The organism is Desulfovibrio cuneatus DSM 11391 (genome assembly GCF_000430005.1).
Taxonomy (GTDB): Bacteria; Desulfobacterota; Desulfovibrionia; order Desulfovibrionales; family Desulfovibrionaceae; genus Frigididesulfovibrio; species Frigididesulfovibrio cuneatus.
Genome location: NZ_AUCY01000017.1, coordinates 80,092 through 98,069 on the forward strand (window position 1 = coordinate 80,092; position 17,978 = coordinate 98,069).

At 49.5% G+C, this 17,978-nt stretch carries 16 protein-coding genes; 15 read left to right on the plus strand and 1 reads right to left on the minus strand.

Annotation, left to right across the window (positions count from 1 at the left end):
* Window positions 1–4: 4 nt before the first annotated feature.
* From pseF to G497_RS0105245, 12 genes are all read left to right on the plus strand, one after another.
* Window positions 5–706, plus strand: coding sequence for a pseudaminic acid cytidylyltransferase (gene pseF / locus G497_RS0105190; RefSeq protein WP_027187364.1), 702 nt, complete (start codon window positions 5–7; stop codon window positions 704–706).
* Window positions 703–1,992: a DegT/DnrJ/EryC1/StrS family aminotransferase gene (locus G497_RS0105195; RefSeq protein WP_027187365.1), complete on the plus strand. Its 1,290-nt coding sequence runs from the start codon at window positions 703–705 to the stop codon at window positions 1,990–1,992. Before pseF ends, G497_RS0105195 begins: the two co-directional genes overlap by 4 nt.
* Window positions 1,982–2,884: a hypothetical protein gene (locus G497_RS0105200; protein ID WP_027187366.1), complete on the plus strand. Its 903-nt coding sequence runs from the start codon at window positions 1,982–1,984 to the stop codon at window positions 2,882–2,884. Before G497_RS0105195 ends, G497_RS0105200 begins: the two co-directional genes overlap by 11 nt.
* A 139-nt stretch (window positions 2,885–3,023) precedes the next feature.
* On the plus strand, window positions 3,024–4,034 hold the full coding sequence (locus tag G497_RS0105205; protein ID WP_027187367.1) for a hypothetical protein: 1,011 nt from the start codon (window positions 3,024–3,026) through the stop codon (window positions 4,032–4,034).
* Window positions 4,035–4,286: 252 nt separating this feature from the next.
* Window positions 4,287–5,219 (plus strand): glycosyltransferase, encoded by a 933-nt coding sequence (locus tag G497_RS16835; protein ID WP_051257857.1) that lies wholly within the window; start codon window positions 4,287–4,289, stop codon window positions 5,217–5,219.
* A gap of 73 nt (window positions 5,220–5,292) precedes the next feature.
* Window positions 5,293–6,981, plus strand: a complete 1,689-nt coding sequence (locus G497_RS19005; RefSeq protein WP_051257858.1) for a methyltransferase, TIGR04325 family — start codon at window positions 5,293–5,295, stop codon at window positions 6,979–6,981.
* A 31-nt stretch (window positions 6,982–7,012) separates the two neighbouring features.
* Window positions 7,013–8,158, plus strand: coding sequence for a DegT/DnrJ/EryC1/StrS family aminotransferase (locus tag G497_RS0105220; protein ID WP_027187368.1), 1,146 nt, complete (start codon window positions 7,013–7,015; stop codon window positions 8,156–8,158).
* Window positions 8,159–8,167: 9 nt separating this feature from the next.
* On the plus strand, window positions 8,168–9,145 hold the full coding sequence (locus tag G497_RS0105225; protein WP_027187369.1) for an NAD-dependent epimerase/dehydratase family protein: 978 nt from the start codon (window positions 8,168–8,170) through the stop codon (window positions 9,143–9,145).
* On the plus strand, window positions 9,142–10,146 hold the full coding sequence (locus tag G497_RS16845; RefSeq protein WP_051257859.1) for a hypothetical protein: 1,005 nt from the start codon (window positions 9,142–9,144) through the stop codon (window positions 10,144–10,146). The genes G497_RS0105225 and G497_RS16845 overlap by 4 nt, the downstream gene beginning before the upstream one ends.
* A 133-nt stretch (window positions 10,147–10,279) precedes the next feature.
* Entirely contained in the window at window positions 10,280–11,131 is an 852-nt protein-coding gene (locus G497_RS16850; RefSeq protein WP_034636768.1) for a glycosyltransferase family 2 protein, read from the plus strand.
* 69 nt (window positions 11,132–11,200) lie between these two features.
* The gene (locus G497_RS0105240; RefSeq protein ID WP_156907942.1) at window positions 11,201–12,097 is read left to right on the plus strand and encodes a DUF5672 family protein; all 897 of its coding nucleotides are present in this window, start codon (window positions 11,201–11,203) and stop codon (window positions 12,095–12,097) included.
* Window positions 12,098–12,103: 6 nt separating this feature from the next.
* Window positions 12,104–12,934 carry a hypothetical protein gene (locus G497_RS0105245; protein ID WP_027187371.1) on the plus strand — a complete coding sequence of 277 codons (831 nt, stop codon included), beginning with the start codon at window positions 12,104–12,106 and terminating at the stop codon, window positions 12,932–12,934.
* Between the two features lie 109 nt (window positions 12,935–13,043).
* On the opposite strand, the gene G497_RS19010 is transcribed toward G497_RS0105245, so the two are convergent.
* Entirely contained in the window at window positions 13,044–14,060 is a 1,017-nt protein-coding gene (locus tag G497_RS19010; protein WP_051257862.1) for a glycosyltransferase family 2 protein, read from the minus strand.
* Between the two features lie 128 nt (window positions 14,061–14,188).
* Here G497_RS19010 and G497_RS0105255 point away from each other — a divergent pair, with 128 nt between their 5' ends.
* The 3 genes from G497_RS0105255 to G497_RS19015 all read left to right on the plus strand — a co-directional run bounded on the left by G497_RS0105255 (window position 14,189) and on the right by G497_RS19015 (window position 17,889).
* On the plus strand, window positions 14,189–15,025 hold the full coding sequence (locus G497_RS0105255) for an FkbM family methyltransferase (protein ID WP_084516008.1): 837 nt from the start codon (window positions 14,189–14,191) through the stop codon (window positions 15,023–15,025).
* A complete protein-coding gene (locus G497_RS16860; RefSeq protein WP_051257863.1) occupies window positions 15,022–16,044 on the plus strand; it encodes a glycosyltransferase family 10 domain-containing protein in 1,023 nt (340 codons plus the stop codon). Before G497_RS0105255 ends, G497_RS16860 begins: the two co-directional genes overlap by 4 nt.
* A 75-nt stretch (window positions 16,045–16,119) precedes the next feature.
* A complete protein-coding gene (locus G497_RS19015; RefSeq protein WP_156907944.1) occupies window positions 16,120–17,889 on the plus strand; it encodes a glycosyltransferase in 1,770 nt (589 codons plus the stop codon).
* The last annotated feature ends 89 nt before the right edge of the window (window positions 17,890–17,978 follow it).

The following is a 17,978-nucleotide window of genomic DNA, read 5'->3' on the forward strand; positions in this document are numbered from 1 at the left end:
TGCAATGAACATCGCCGTAATTACAGCCCGTGGTGGCTCAAAGCGCATTCCAGGAAAAAATATCCGCCAATTTTCCGGAAAGCCCATGATTGCGTGGCCCATTCTTGCCGCCAAGGCAGCCGGAATCTTTTCTCATATTGTGGTTTCCACAGACTCGGAAGAAATTGCCAGAGTGGCCCAAGACTGGGGGGCAATATGCCCTTTCATGCGGCCTGCGGCCCTTTCAGACGACCACACCCCCACAGCCCCTGTGTTTGAGCATGCCCTGACCGCCCTGGCGGCTGAAGGCATTGCCGCAGAATATGCCTGCTGCATTTACCCCACTGCTCCTTTTTTGCTCCCCGAATTTTTGCAGCAAGGCCTGCATGAGCTTGAAACAAGCGGGGCCCCTGCGGCCATGTCGGTAACGGGTTTCGACTTTCCCATATTACGCGCATTGACCTTGGACGCCAACGGCGGCCTTGCCTTTAACTGGCCGGAATATGAGTTGACCCGCTCGCAAGATTTGCCCGAATTTTACCACGACGCCGGGCAATTTTACTGGGTGAGGGTTACCAGCTTTCTGGCAAGCAAGCGGCTTGTAGTGCCGGGAACACGGCCTGTTTTTTTACCCCGCAAGCGCGTTCAAGACCTGGACACACAAGAAGACTGGGAAGTGGCTGAACTCATGGCGAAGTCACTTCTACTTGAAGGAATAAAGCAATGAAACTTGCCCTGCATGGCGGCACACCTGTAAGAACAAAACCGTTTCCTGCCTATGTTACCGTGGGGAAGGAAGAAAAGGAAGCTGCGTGCCGCGTTATAGACTCCGGCATTCTCTCCCGCTACCTTGGTGCCTGCCATGAACAGTTTATGGGTGGCACAGAAGTACAAGCCCTGGAACGTGAATGGGCCGAGCATTACGGCACAAAACACGCCATTGCTGTTAATTCTGCCACCTCAGGCCTTATTTGTGCCCTTGGGGCGGCAGGTATTGGCCCAGGCGACGAAGTTATTGTTGGTCCCTGGTCCATGAGTATTTCCGCCACAGCCCCGTTGTTTTACGGGGCTATTCCAGTTTTTGCCGATGTGGAACCAGACTGCTTTTGCCTGGATGCAGACGATGTAGAGCGAAAAATTACGCCACGCACAAAAGCAATTATTGTTGTGGACCTGTTCGGGCAACCCCATGACGCAACACGCATTGGCGAATTGGCCAAAAAACATGGCATTCTCGTTATTGAAGATGCCGCCCAGGCACCCGGTGCCACCCTGCATGGCAAGCCGGCAGGTGCCTTGGGTGACATTGGTATTTTTTCCTTGAATTACCATAAGCACATTCACTGCGGGGAGGGGGGCGTTATTGTTACCAATGACGATGCCCTGGCCCAGCGGCTGTGCCTTATTCGCAACCATGCCGAAGCGGTAGTTGAAGGCCTGGGGGTTACCAACCTCACCAACATGCTCGGATACAATTTCCGCATGACAGAGCTGGACGCTGCCGTGGCCCGTTGCCAGCTTCCCAAGCTTGCAGCGCTCAATAAAAAGCGCCTTTTGAACGTTGCCTACCTTGAAAAAGGGTTACACCATTTGCCGGGGCTGACCATGCCCAAGGTACGCCACGGGGCCAAGCACGTGTACTACGTGCACGCCTGCCTGTTCAACGAACAGCAGGCTGGCATGCAGGCCAGCAAGGTTCTTGCGGCAATCAAAGCAGAACTCCCGCACTTTGCCCTGCGCGAAAAAGAAGGCACCAAGCTTGGCGTTGGCTATGCCCGGCCTTTGTACTTGTTGCCTATTTTTCAGAACAAACAGGCCATTGGCCACAATGGATGGCCTTTCAGCCTTGCCCCACAACACTCCTACACGCAAGGCCTTTGCCCCAACTGCGAAACGTTGCACCACGGGGACATACTTACCCACGAATTTATGTTGCCCAGCATGGAAAAAGAAGACCTGGACGATGTCGTGAACGCTTTTGAAAAAGTGTGGGGCCTGCGCAATGAGCTTTAATAATCTCCCGGCAGAATACAAAGAGCTATGGGAAAAGGCACCAGACATTTCGTTAAATGACTTGCCAAAATATTCTAAATGGCCAGATCGCCTACTTGGGCTTGAAAAATGGTCCCGACCAGAACGCACAAGAGAAGACATTGAACGTGAATTTGAAATTGAAACCTACGCGCCACAATATGAATATTTGACAAATCACCCAACACTAACAGATTTTCACGCATTGCATTCAGCACTATATACAGAGAGCCGTTCGGGAATCTGCTCACTACAAGGGCAATTTAAGCAATTGCCCATTGCCGATATTTATGCGCTAGATAATGCCGTCATTGCAACCTACATTGCCAAATACCTTCCTGCTGGTGCCCTCGTTGATATTGGCGCTGGTACAGGACGAACAATAATTAGCTTAGGCGAACAAAGCGACTTTGCTAACTTACCCCTGTTTGCTTTGGAAAAAATGCCTAGTGCACGTAAAATTATTTATGAAATTGCCAAAAGAAAAAAAATGAATATTTGTGTTGCAGAGTGCGACCTAACACTCTCACCATTAGCTCATTCTCACGGCATACCCAAAAACAGCATTATGTACACAAATTCAGTTATCTATACAGTAAGTCGCCCGGCACACGAGGTGGTGCATGATATTTTACAGCATAAGCCAAAATTTGTCATACATTTTGAACCGTTTGTAAGCTACTTCGATACGACTACTTTATACGGGAAAATGTGCACGGCATATCTCAAAATGAATCAATATAATACATCGTTCTGCTCCGAGTTGAAAGCTATGAACGGTAGTACAATTGAAATTTTATTAGAAGAAGCTGAGATTTTTACTAATAATCCTTTTTTCTCACGTTCCGTTCTCGTCTGGGCACCCAAACACTAAGAAATTCTTTCAATCCAAAAAAATAACATCATAACAAAAGATGCGTTTTGACAGGCTGTTAGTGAATTGATGAAGACATATCTATTTGCGAAAGACAATTGTAGCAAATGGCAACCCAAGTTTGAGATAGGTGTAAACAATGGCATTTGATTATAAAGGCTATGATGAAGAAACCCTCCTTGCCCTGTGCGCTCCTTCCGGCACTGACCTTGGGCTGGCGAGATGGGTTTACTGGACAGCAGAGGTGTATTCCTTTGGTGTTCACATGCGTGATTTTGCCTTTTATCCGTCATTTCTTCCGCTCTACTGCTATACAGACCATGGCGCAGGGGCACTGCAATATGACACCATTTTACCCCATGAACTGACGCATGACGCTCCTGTGCAGTTTTACCACTCTCCTGACGCGGTGGACCTGTTTAAAACAGTCTCGGATAAACCCTGCCACTGTATGTATTCACCCTTCGTCTGGTACAGAAGGAAGAATAACATCACCCAGTCGCCTGTGGCCAAAGGAACACTGGTGTTCCCACCGCACTCCACAACCGATGTCCTTTTGCAGGATGGCTACATAGAACGCTACATTGAGCACCTGAAAGGCTTTCCTGAGCACTTGCAGCCCGTGTGTGTCTGCCTGCATATGCATGACATAAACAACGGTCAATACAAGCTCTTTTTGCAAAACAATATCCCGGTGTATACGGCTGGCAATGGCACAGACATTCGGTTTGCAGAGCGCTGGTATGATATTGTGCGTCATTTTGCCTATACAAGCAGCAGCGGAGTTGGCTCCAGTACCTATTACTCCATTGAAATGGGCATTCCCTTTTTCATCAGTGGCGAACCGGTAACGCTTGTCAATACGGGCAATGTGAATTTGCCTCTTGGCGAGCTAAAGGACTCGCAGATATTGCAAGAAACACACATTTTTTTCACCAGGAACGGCCACGAAATAACGCCAGAAAAAAAACATTATGTGGAAAAGCATCTCGGGCTATACAACAGCATAAGCCGGGTGCACATGGCCAAAATTCTCTATGCAGCCTATTGTAAACATGGCAAGTTTCTTAAGGACCTGTTCCATGCATTTAAAAACGCCTCACGGCCACTCAGGAAAAAGCTGGGACTTGTAAGAAAGAATACCCAGTAACTTTCCCCAGCTCCTTGCAGGCCGTAACAGGCATGGCTCCTGCTTGGCAGCATGGCTGAGAGCCATGCCTATGACGAATTGCTGGCCTGCCACAACAAGTTGCAGCAAATCTACCAGTCCCGCTCCTGGAAAATGACGCAGTTCTTTCGCAAGTGCTATAAACTCCTGCGATAACGTACGGCATTTTTCTCTGTAACGGCTTGGTGGTTCCTTGAATTTCCCAAAAATTCCATGTTGAGAACGGATGCAGGTATGCAAGTGGAACAGAACAAGGTTGATATTATTGTCGTAACATACAACGCGGCGCAGTGGGTAAGCTATTTTGCACCTGCCTTTACCACATTACCGGAAGGCTGGCGCGTGGTGGTGGTGGACAATGCTTCACAAGACAATACCCTTGCCCTGTTGCGGGAGCAGTATCCGCATTTTTGCCTTATCGCCTCCCCCACCAACCTGGGCTTTGGCGGAGCAAACAACCTTGCCCTGCGCAAAGCCCTGCAAAATAATTGTGACTACGTATTTTTATTGAATCAAGATGCGCAAATCAGCGTTGAGGACATACAGAAAATTATTGCGGTGCAAAAAAACAACCCGGAATACCAGGTAGTAAGCCCTGTGCACTTAAATGGGGAAAAAACCTTTTTTGATAAAGGGTATGCCAGTTACGTGCAGCAAGGGGAAGCTGGTCACATTGCCTTTGACACCCTTATGAACAGGCCGTTGCAACAGGTATATAGTGTGCCATTCGTCAATGCTGCTGCCTGGCTGCTTACCAGCACGTGTTTGCGAACTGTGGGTGGCTTTGACCCCCTTTTTTTTCACTATGGGGAAGATAGCAACTACCTGGACAGAGTAGCACACTGCCAGTACAAAATAGGCATAGTACCCAGTGCCTTTGCCTGCCATAACCGGGAGTTTCGGACCAGTGAACGGGAGAACAGCCTTTCCCTGGTGGGTCAATACTTGGCCATGGTTGCCAGAACTCCAGAAAATACCCTTCGGTATGGCGTAAAAGGCAGTATCCGCTTACTCCTGTCCTGTGTGAAGCATTTGCTCCGCGGCAATATTCCGGCAGCAACCGCACGGTGGGATGCATTTTGTATTTTCTTACGACAACTCAGGGTGCCAAGGGCCTACCGAGCCATGGAAATACAATTACAGGAAGAACCGCCCCGGAATAAATAACCCTGCTTCTTTGCTGTTATTTTTCACACTGAGCATGGTACAACATGTTCTGTACAAACGGAGAACTGCCACAATGCCCGCACCCATAGCCCTTTTTGCCTTCAACCGCCCGGAGCACCTCAAGCGCACTCTTGCTGCCCTTGCTGCCAATGAACTGGCTAGCGAGAGTGACCTCTATGTGTTTTGCGACGGCCCAAGGAATGTAAAAGAAGCCCTGCGCTGCATGGAGGTGGTGCACACTGCCCATGAAGCTGTGGGCTTCAAAAGCGTTACCGTGCGCCAGCAGGAAGCAAACAGGGGGCTCGCCCCAAGCATTATTGAAGGGGTAAACCAGGTGGTTGCCACCGCTGGCAGCGTTATTGTGCTTGAAGACGACCTGACCACTTCACCCTACTTTTTGCGCTATATGAACGATGCCCTCACCCTGTATGCAGACAACCCCAAAGTTGCTTCTGTGCTTGGCTGGAGTTTCCCCCACGACAACCACCTGCTGCCTGAAACGTTTTTCTTAAAAGGAACGGACTGCCTTGGCTGGGGCACGTGGAAGCGTGCTTGGGATTTGTTTGAACCAGACGCCGGGTTACTGCTCAAGGAATTACGTAAAAAAGGCCTGAATGCAGCTTTTAACGCCAATGATTCGTACAACTACACAGAAATGCTGCGTGCTGTGAAGCATGGCATGGTAAGTTCCTGGGCCGTGCGTTGGCGTGCAACAGCCTATTTGCATGACATGTATACCCTGCACCCGGGGCGCTCGCTTGTGCAACACGAGGGAAGCGACGGTTCTGGCAGTAATGTGGGCGTTACCGACTTGTTTGATGTGCCCATGACCACAACCCCTGTTACCGTTACCCCCCAGCCTGTGGAAGAAGACCCGCATATCAGAAGCCTGGATATGCAATTCCATCGTAGGTTTAGCCCAGGGGCGCAATCTCTTTTGCAACGGCTAAAGCAGGGTATATTGCAACATCATCTTGTGCAAAAAAACAAGCACAAAATTATAGACTGGCTCCCACCCGCGTTGTACCGGTTCATTCTTCGGGTAAAAGGCCAGCGACCTTCGGAACCACTTTCGTGGCAAGGCGATTACCCCAACTGGGAAAGCGCCTGTGCTGCCTGTGGGGAAAAAGGTTCTGACGCACCTGAATGCCAACAACATGAAGCCATGTGTCAACAACATGGCGCATTGTGCAACGAGAAAGAGTATGACTGGCCTCTTGTAGCAGGGTTCATGGCTGTTGCCGCCCAGCACAATGGAGCCCTGCATGTGCTTGATTATGGGGGAACTTTGGGCTGTAGGCAGCAGCAAATCAACCACATTGTTCAGCTATTGCCCAATGTAACATGGCATAGCGTGTCGCCCCCCAATGCAGGCTTCTTGCAAATGCAACAAGCTGCCCCACAGCCATGCACTTTCCATGAAAGCATTCAGGACTGCTTCGCCAAAAATCCTATTAACGTCATGGTATTTTCAGGTATCCTGCAATACCTGCACGACCCTTACGCTGTGCTGCAAGAAGCGCTTGCGTGCACGCCAGACGCCCTACTTATTGACCGCACCCCGTTTTTACCAGCGCGCGACAAGCTTACGGTGCAGCATGTGCATGAAGCTGCCCCTTCAGCACTGCGCCCTTGCTGGTGGCTGAACCGTTGTCGTGTTGCCAGCCTGTTTGCAAACAGGTATACTTGTTTGCCTGATTATCAATCACCTGTAGACCCCGCAGGTTTTTATGGTTTTCTGGCGGTAAAACGTCGGCTTTAACAACATCATTCTTGCCAAATGGAAAGAACCAATGCCCCTTGCCAATATACCCTTTGCCAACCCCCATGCGGCGTATGCCGCCAGGAAAGAAGCCATTCTGGAGGCTATAACCCGCGCCCTGGACAGTGGCTACTACATTCTGGGCAGCGAAGTGGAGCAGTTTGAAAAAGACTTTGCCGCTTACCTTGGCATAGCCCATACCAGCGCCTGTGCCAACGGCACAGATGCCATTGAACTTATGTTGCGCGCCCTTGGCGTTGGCCCCGGCAAAGCAGTATTTACCGTTTCACACACAGCCGTTGCCACGGTTAGTGCCATTGAGCGGGCCGGGGCAATGCCCGTTCTGGTAGATATAGACCCAGTGCACTACACAATGTGCCCCGCCTCACTTGAGCAAGCCGTGCAGCACCTTGTGCGAACGCTCCCTCAGGTGACCCCGGCGGCTGTTTTACCCGTTCATATTTACGGCCACCCCTGCAACATGGACGCCCTGGCAGAAATTGCCGCGCGGCACAACATGCGCTTGCTGGAAGACTGCGCCCAAGCCCACGGTGCGCAGTACAAAGGGAAAATGGTGGGTACGTTGGGCAAAGCCGCTTCCTTCAGCTTTTACCCAACAAAAAACCTGGGCGCCCTGGGTGATGCCGGGGGCGTAGCCACCAGTACAGCAACCTTGCACAATGAAGTGTGTGCCCTGCGCCAATATGGCTGGAAGGAGCGGTATATCAGTGCAATACCGGGCATAAACAGCCGCATGGACCCTGTGCAGGCCGCCATACTTGGCGTGCAGCTTACGCATTTGGCGGAAGACACAGCCGCCCGCATTCGTATTGCTGGTGTGTACACTTCCGGCCTGGCTGGCACAGGGCTTTGCCTGCCACAGGTGGCCCCTTGGGCCAAGCATGCTTTTCACCTGTATGTGGTGCAATGCAAAGAGCGAAGTGCCTTTATGCAATACATGCAAGAGCACGGCATAGGCACAGCCATACACTACCCTGTACCCGTGCACTTGCAACCTGCCTATGCCGGGCGCGTATTATGTGCCCCCAAAGGGTTGCCCGTAACAGAACAGATCATGCACACCATTGTCAGCCTGCCCATGTTCCCGCAATTAACCGATGCGCAGGTGGAGCGGGTTTGCACAACCATACAGGCCTGGGCCAAAGCCGGGGCGTAAGGAAGAATCATGAATTTTTCTGGCGCAAATGTGCTTATTACCGGCGGGGCGGGGTTTATTGGGTCTAACCTCGCGCGAACCCTTGTTCACATGCAGGCCAACGTAACCCTGGTGGACAGCTTTATTCCTGAATACGGCGGCAACCTTGAGAATATTGCCGACATACGGGACAAAATAACGCTGAACATTGCCGACGTGCGCGACCAGCACGCCATGCGCTACCTTGTGCAAGGAAAGGATTTCCTTTTCAACCTTGCGGGGCAAACAAGCCACATGGATTCCATGACAGACCCCTTTACCGACCTGGAAATAAACAGCAGGGCACAGTTATTTATTTTGGAATCGTGCAGGCTGCATAACCCCGGCATACGTATTGTTTTTGCCGGCACACGCCAAATTTACGGAAAGCCGGACTACCTGCCCGTGGACGAAAAACACGCCCTACGCCCGGTAGATATAAACGGCATTAACAAACTGGCCGGAGAATGGTACCACCTGCTCTATAACACCGTATATGGCATTCGTTCCACCATATTACGCCTGACAAATACCTATGGCCCCTGCATGCGTATTAAGGATGCCCGCCAAACATTTGTGGGCATTTGGATTCGCAGGCTTTTGGAAGGGCAACCCTTTGAAGTATGGGGCGGCGAACAGCTACGCGACTTTACGTATGTGGATGACTGCGTTACGGCACTACTACTAGCAGCACAAGCGCCGCAAGCGTGCGGGAAGGTGTATAACATTGGCGGCGACAAAGTAGTCAGCCTGAAAGAACTGGCAGACATACTTATTGCCGTGCATGGCAGCGGGAATTATTTGCTGAAGGAATTCCCCGCAGAGCGTAAAAAAATCGACATTGGTGACTACTATTCCCAAGATGAGCTGATACGCAAAGAACTGGGCTGGGCTCCGCAGGTGCCGCTTGAACAGGGCCTTGCAACTACGTTGAATTATTATACCAGGCACTTGAAAGCGTACTTATGACCACACGCCACTTTTGCACCTACTTTGACCATAACTACCTGCCACGCGGCATGGTTATGCTTGAAAGCCTGCACGCACACTGCCCGCAAGCCATTGTCCATGTTTTATGCCTGAGCGACCAATGCCACGCCGCATTGGCAGCACTCAAGTATCCTTTTGTGCGGCTTTTGCGCCTTGCAGAGCTTGAAGCGGCAGACAAGGAACTGCTGGCAGTGCGCCCCACCCGCAGCCTTATTGAATATTACTTCACCCTTACCCCCTGTTTGCCATGGCATTTGCTGCACACGGTAGAAGGCATAGACGCCATTACCTACCTTGATGCAGACATGCTGTTTTTTTCCTCCCCGGAACCCATTTTTGAGGAAGCGGGTGAAGCTGCGGTGGTGCTTACCCCCCACAAATTTTCCCGGCACATTGCCCACCTTGTCTGCTGGGGCATTTACAATGTAAGCTGGCTTACATTTGCCAACACACAGGAAGGGCTTGAGGCCTTGGAATGGTACAGGAGTGCTTGCCTTGAATGGTGTGGTGACAAGCTGGAAGGCGACCGCTTTGCTGACCAAAAATATTTAGACACCTTTCCCACCCGTTTTAAAAACGTGCATATTATGCAGCATGCAGGTGGTGGCCTTGCCCCCTGGAACATAGCGGATGCTCACGTAGAAATGTCCGGGGGCAGCACCATGGTGGACGGCGTTCCACTGGTTTTTTATCATGCCCATGGGTTTAAGCACATTGTTGGCCCTTATTATTCTTCGGGGCTCCGGGGCTATCAGGCAAAAATCCACAAAGTACATGCACAGGCTATTTTCACTCCTTATGTGCACGCACTGAACCGATGCACGAACGTTATTTCTGCCAATATCGCAGTGCAGCAACTGCATTCTGTTCGCGGTGAAAAAACACAGGGCCTGCTGAAAACATGTAAATGGCTCTTGAAGGAATGGCTTTCCAGCACCCTTGTTATGGCTAAAAAAGCCACGCCGCCGGCAGGTACCTAACGGTGGCCCACCAGCAACAAAAGAGCGTGTTCTTTTTCACTCAATAGAAGCGTTTGCTGAATGTGCGGGAAATACGATGATTCAATACCATACTGCACTGCCAACTTTTTTGCGCCCACGAGAAAACGAAACAATGGATCACTCACAAGAGCCACCTGTCCTGTTTACCATTATTGCCGCTACCTACAATGCGGCCACCTGCTTGCCCCAGTTACTGGACTGCCTCGCCAGCCAAACCTGCAAAGACTTTGAGCTTGTGGTGCAAGACGGTGCCTCAAAAGATGCTACCGCAGCCGTTGTTGCCCAGTACAAGGACAAACTTCCTGCAATTTCTTTTGTGAGTGAGCCAGACACAGGCATTTATGATGCCTGGAACAAAGCACTGAAACGTGCACGCGGAGAGTGGGTGCTATTCTTGGGAGCCGACGACAAGCTGGCGGAAAGCACCACACTGCAACACGTGAAGAATGCCCTGCAACAGGCACAGCCTGCCATTAATTTTGCCGCGGGTGCCATGAAAATGCTGGATGCATCCGGCATGTGCCACCTGCACTCTGTTCCTAATGTGCACGCCAACCCGGAGCGATTGGAATATATAATGCCTGCGGCTTTTTCTTCTTTGTTCCAGCGAAGGAGAATTTTTGCAGGCCAGGGGTTCAACCCCAACTACCGTATTGCTGCCGACTACGATTGGCTTTGCCGTGTGTGGAAGAATGATGAGGCTATTGACCTGGACATTCTGGTAACAATCATGAATGAAGGGGGAGTTTCTTCACTCCCACAAAACCGGCTGCGTGTTGAACTTGAATGTGCCCGTGTTTCAAGCTCCTATTTTCCGCATGTCTGGAAAAAAGAACGAATCATGAAGCTGGGTAAAGCCGCACTTGTTTCCACCTGCTTTACTGTTTTTTCCTCACGTGTGGCGGCAAAATTGCTTGACTCCATACGCAAGCTGCGCGGGTTGCCCCCGGTGTGGTTTAGGTAGTCAGAAATGGACAACTGTATAATGCAGGCAAAGGCGACTACAGGACATAAAGGCACGTTTGTAAATTCCATGGAAAAGATGAACCAAACTCTTTGTTCAGAACGCTCCGTGCATCAATGCACCCCACAGCCGCCTCAGCAAGCGGCAGTAGTTGTTATACTCTATACGCCAACTCCAAGTCTCATGGAGCTAGCTTCTTTTAGACAGTGCATTACCGTGTTGAAGAGGCAACCCCTGGTTATTGCTTGCCCTCTTTCCTTGAATACCGCATGTTATGAGCGGGTTTTAGAAGAGGCAGGAGCATCAGCAGCGATTGAGCGATTTAATGACAAATGCTTTACAAGTGTCGCTTCGTACAATAATCTTATGAAATCATTATTCTTTTATGAGAGATTCAGCCGATTCACGTATATACTTATTTACCAGCTTGATGCATGGGTTTTTCGGGATGAGCTCAATCAATGGTGCGAAAAAGGCTATGAGTATATTGGGGCTCCTTGGTACACAAGCACCGGCAAAGTGAAGCAAGTCTGTGGCAATGGCGGTTTTTCCCTGCGTAAGGTTGCTACATTTATCAAAGTCCTTTCTGGAGAACTACAACAAGAATGCCAGTGGAACTATAGCTACATAGCACGAGAGTTACAGAACATTCCCATTACACAAGCACCCTTTGAATGGCTCCGTGAACTCTTAGTTTTTTGTCGATGCCGCATATCTTTGGCAAATGGAATTTATCGGGCAAACAATAATGAAGACTACCTGTTTGCCAAGGTGTTATCTGCCATTTACGGCATGAAAATGCCAGATATACAGGAGGCATTTGCCTTTTCTTTTGAGCAGCACCCAGAAGATGCCTTTAGGCGAACGGCAGGCCAGCTACCCTTTGGTTGCCATGCTTTTGAAAAAAACAACCCCGAATTTTGGTCGCAATGGATACCTGCCCTGAAACAACTAGTTCTAGGCTGACACTCTATGAAAATTTACGCCATTAATTACGCAACGGATAATTTTACGCTTCATCAAACCGTGAATGCATTTACCGCAAAGCATATTGGCAAGGCTGATACAGTTATTTCTTATGGCCCACAGGACCTGGATACTCAGTTTCAAAATACACATGCCGAAATTCTGAGCAATAAGCGCGGAGCAGGTCTGTGGCTGTGGAAGCCGTATGTTTGTCTGAAAACTTTAGAGGAAATGGCTGAAGGTGACTATCTCTTTTATTGTGACGCAGGGGCATACTATGTTTCCAGCATTCGCCCGCTTGTAACCCTGCTGGAAAGTCTCAGCACGTTTTTATTGCCATTTACCGTTTGTTCTCCCGAAAGTATGTTTACCAAAAGAGAGTTGTTCACCATGATGGGAGTGGATGAAAGCATTCATGCCTGCACCCATCAAGTACTTGCTGGCTACTTTCTTGTCAAAAATTGCCCGGAGGCGCGTTCTTTTTTTCAAGAATACCTGACGGTTGCCTGCATGCCAGGAGCATTGGACGAATCAACATGGCAGCAACAACGTGAAGATTTCAGGCATCATAGGCACGACCAGTCTATATTTAGCTTGTTGTGCAAAAAAAAAGCAATATTAAGCTACAGGGACCCCTCCGAATGGGGGGAGGGCGGACTTTCTATTTTCAGGGGCACACCCTTGGCAAATACACGAGATGTTGCTGTGTATAACAATGTCCTTAACTCCCCGTATCCACGTATTGTTGAGTTGTGCAGAACAGGTAACCCCTTTGTGCACCGCATTAAACTTTGGGCAGATAAAAACCTTAAAAAGAAGAGTCTCTTTTCAGAATAAAGACTATTGCACAATAGTCTTAAAGCGACTTCCCGCGGGGAAGAAGAATGCGAGCATTATCTTTAGAGCACAGATAAGGGTACAACATATTCATTGCAAATAGTCTTGATTAGCGAATACGCCATTTTTCCTGAACAAGGCGTTTGAACAGCCGCAACCCCTCTTTTGGGGAACAAAGCACCGTAAAAACGGTCTGCATCATCTTGCGGTAGGCAAACGCAATGTACGCTATTTTATTGGCAAACAAGAGCTTTCCCAACGCATAGGGGGAAGTTTTCAGCTCGTCGTAAAAAGCCATGAGTTCTTTGGGGGCCAGCAGGTACCAGCGCATAACAGCCCATACTTCCTGCCGCAGTATGGGCAAGGATTGAGCCACAAAAGCGGCATCATCCTTCCACTTTTCAGCCACCATCATTCGGCTTACCACACGCGACTTTGCCCGCGTTGCCGCACTCATGGAACGCTGCAAGCTTTGCCTGTTAATACGGATAAAAACCAGAGGAACAGGAACACAGGCCACGGCCCCCAGGGCTGCAAGCCGCACCCACATGTCTGCATCTTCCCCTCCAAAGGTAAATGCAGTATCAAACAAGCCCACAGCAATGCACATTTCACGCCGGGCCACAACGGCGGAAGCAGAACCTGTAACCGCATAGGTGCCAAGGCGAACGCTATCAAATGTGGCTTGCCCTTGTGGCAGTTGTTCTCCTCCCCCTTGCGTGGGCGCATCATGCTCATCAATAAAGTTGACACCACAATGAACAAAGGCAAGTTCCTGCGATTTTTGCAAGAGCCCCATTTGGAGTTGCAACTTTTCCGGGTGCCAAACATCATCACTGTCCAAAAAAGCCACAAATTCACCGGTGCTGGCAAGAACGCCCTTATTACGCGCGCCGCTCAGCCCAACATTTGGACCGCTTAACAGTGTAATGCGGCTATCGTGTTCTGCCATGGCTTCTACACGGGCAGGGCCACCGTCTGTGGAGCCGTCATTCACAACAATAATCCGTGCAACAGGGTATGTTTGGGCTTGGACAGAAGCAATGGCCTTTTCAATGAACAATTCTACATTATACAGCGGAATAATTACATCAACAGTACCACTTGGGCAAAAACCAGCAGGCATAATTCCCTCGACAGGTGATAAAGAAGTGGCTATGATTCGCTTTGAAAAATAACATCCAGCAAAACAGTTCGTATCCTTTCTTAACCTAAGCAAAATGTCAACACTCTTCATTTTTGGTAGGTATTTCTATGGATTCATTGTTTATAGTTGTCAAAACGAAACTAAGAAAGGTCCTTTCTCCCTCTCAGTTTTTGTATTTTCAAAACATCTGGCATTCTCTCTGTGCAGCTTATTATCAATTTTATTTTGCCCAAAAGTATCACTATCAAAAATTTCGAATGTGGATAAAACCCTTCCAAATGGCCCCCTTCATTCCTACCGGAAAATATCATTCACAGCGGGGGCAAGACTGGTTCCTTGATACCGTTGTTTTTCCCGGAAAACAGCATGGTTTTTTTCTTGATATTGGGGGAAACCACCCGCTTGACATCAACAATACGCTGTTCTTTGAACGGGCAGGCTGGACTGGTTTAGCCTTTGAGCCTCAATCCGCTCTCTGTGAACTTTGGAAAACAGAACGCACAACACCTTGTTTCCCATTCCTGCTTGGGGAAGAGGAAAAAGAAGTTTCCTTTGTCCAGGTTGTGGAAGATGACTGGCGCCATGCCCTTTCAGGGGTACAAAGCGATACGCTTTTAGCACAATTAGACAACAACTGTAAAACTGAGACCCTTGTGCTCAAACAGGTTCGCCTGGCAAACGTCCTGCAGGAACATGGCATTACCGAAGTTGACTTTATCTCTTTGGATGTAGAAGGCCATGAACTGCAAGTGCTACGGGGAATAGATTTTTCCAAGGTACACATAAAATGCATTATTCTGGAAAACGATCTCTCGAAGTACGGTGATGATGCCGTGAGAAATTTTCTGTTCAACAAAAATTTCAAACACATAGCGCGGCTTTGTGGCGATGATGTTTTCGTGCATACTTCTTTTTTACCCCAACTCCACGCAACACAAATATGAACACTCCTTCCCCCTGCCTTTTCGCAACTGTTCACGTGCCATGGCCCTGGTTCCGTCAAACAGAGGATGGTGCCGGGCGTATTGGTACACAGCAATTTTATTTGAATGAAGTACCAGAACAAGCTGAAGAACCACAGTGGCTGGCAGTGCTGGATGAGCCCCAGGACAATTTTTGTACACGGGTCCCCAAAGAGCGCAGAATACTGTTTATTACAGAACCCCCGGCAGTGAAGGTTTACCCCCCCCGGTACCTGAACCAATTTGGCATTGTTGTTTCGGCATTCCCGCCAGCGGGCTTTAAAGGAACATGCCTTATAACAAACCCCTGCCTAAACTGGCACTACGGGCTACAAGCCCAGGCCCCTGTGGCTTCTAACAGGTTCCGTACGTTGCACGATTTTGCCCATATGCCCCCGCCTGCCAAAACAAAGTTACTCTCGGTTATTTGTTCCACCAAAACATTTACCCCAGAGCAAATACAGCGGCAGGCTCTTGTAAAAGCGCTCAAACACCATTTTGGCGACAAGCTGGACGTTTTTGGCCGTGGAGTACGAGACATTCAGGACAAAGCTGAAGCCATTGATGACTATCAGTATCATATTGTGCTTGAAAATAATGTCATCAGTCACTTTTGGACTGAAAAACTGAGCGACAGCCTGCTGGGGTGGAGCTTTCCCCTTTACTGCGGGGCACACAATATTACCCAGCACATTCCCCGGCAAGCCATTTGTGTACTTGATTACAACGATGTGCCCGGGACCATTGCTGCCATTGAACACGTTCTGGAAGAAAAGAGCTATGAAGCACGCCTTGAAGCCCTGACAGAAGCCAGAAACTGGATTATTGCCGCCACCAATATCTTTCAATATACTTCCAGCCTTATTGCCCGCATGGCGCAGCACTCACAAGTGCCGTTGCTCGCGCAGCCCCAACGAATCAAAAGAACAAGCCGTTGGGAAATCGCTGTGTTCCGACGCCTGCGCAAGTATGGATTTTTTCAAGCTGGTGAAAAACAATAACACTATTCAACAAATGCCTTGTGCTGTGCTGCCACTATTAAACAACCCTTTCCTGTGCCCAAAAGCTGCCCCAAAATGAACCAGCCACTCATTTCCATTATCATGCCTGCATACAATGCGCAGTCATTTATTGCATCCAGCATTGCCAGTGTTATTGCCCAAACGTGGCCCCACTGGGAACTGCTTATTATTGATGATGGTTCAACGGATGGCACCGCTTCCATTGCTGCTGCCTTTGCCCTTCAAGACAGCCGTATTCAGTGCCTTTCCCAGGAAAATGCCGGCGTTTCGGCAGCACGCAACTTAGGTATGCAGCATGCACAGGGACCACTGCTCTCTTTTTTGGACGCAGACGACCTTTGGGCAGCCAACACCTTGCAGCTTCTTGTGCAGCCCATGCTGCAAGACCCCTCCATTACATTTGTGCATGGCACCATTTGCCGCTTTGATAACAAAACATTTTCCATTGCGCCAGAAGTATGGAAGAATTTTTGCAAAAGCAGCAACGCATACCACAACATGCTCATGCACCACTATTTTTCCATTTGTTGCCTTTGCTTTCAAAAGTCATTGCTTAACCACACCCTGCAATTTAATGCCGCCGTTTCCCATGGGGAAGACAGAGACTTCTTTCTGCATATTTTGCCCGGCGTAAAAGTGCATGAGGTCAAAGAAGCCGTGGCCTATTGCAGGCTACACGCAAATAATGCCAGCCTCAACGCCGCCCAGGCAATTACCCATGAACGGGCAGTCATGCTCAGCCACATACACCGGGCACACCTGCCAGAAGCAGTAAAGCATAAGGCTTTATCTGCACTGGAATTTCGGTGTGCTGTTCTGGCTGCATATGTGCAGCATGACCCCCTACAGGCCTTGCGCTATTATTTTGTGGCACTGCGCCAATGCTGGCACAACTGGAACCTGTACCTCCTTCCCCTGCGTAAAATCCGGTTCATGCTCTTTTCCCGGTTCTCGCAAACAAAATACATCCCACCGGAAATAATACAGTACATTCACCCGGAAAGAAGCAAGCAACCGCTGGTTTCGTTGCTTATTGCCACCGTGGGACGCATTGACCCTTTAGTGCGCCTGCTCAAGTCGTTGCAAAACCAGACCTATACTCAATTTGAAATCCTTCTTGCAGACCAAAATCCCTCGGATTTTTTGGCGGAAGCACTGGCCCCCTTTGAGGCGACAATGCCTATAATGCGCATTTCCCTGCCTTCAACAGGGGTTTCTGCCGCACGCAACGCGTTAGTGCCACTGGCAAAAGGCGATATTATAGCCTTCCCTGATGACGACTGCTGGTATGCTCCAAAGGCACTCGCCAGTGTCGTTTCTCTGCTACAGCAGCATCAACATGCCTTGGGGCTTGTGGTGGGCTGGAATGCCCAGCCTGCCATGAAAACTAAAAGGGGAAAAACCGTTCCCTGCATTACCAGAGAAACTGCTTTTAATCGTGGTGAAACATACACCCAGTTCTACCGTAAGGAAGCATTGGCAAATATCTGGTTTGACCCAGAACTTGGCCCTGGCACAGGCTTGCCCTATGGCTGCGGGGAAGATACGGACTTTCTTCTTCAGGTGATTGCCGCAGGTGCACCTGTTAGTCGTACCAGCGATGTGCTTGTGTACCACCCGGAACCAAACCTTGCAGACCCTGCCCTGCCAGCCAAGGCCAAGGCCTATGCCCTGGGGCGCATGCACCTGCTGCGCAAGCACAAGTTCCCGTTGTGGTTCAAATTGGCCAACGTGCTGTACCCACTGCTGCGCCTGCCCCTGGAAGGGAAAAAGGCATGGCCATACCGTAAAGCAATGTTTATGGGAAGAATAAAAGGGTGGTAGTGTCCAGAATTTTTCGCACATTTTGTAGCAGCCATGTGGGTTAGCTTTGGTGGCTTATACCGAAATCTCTTGTTTCATATTCATGTATC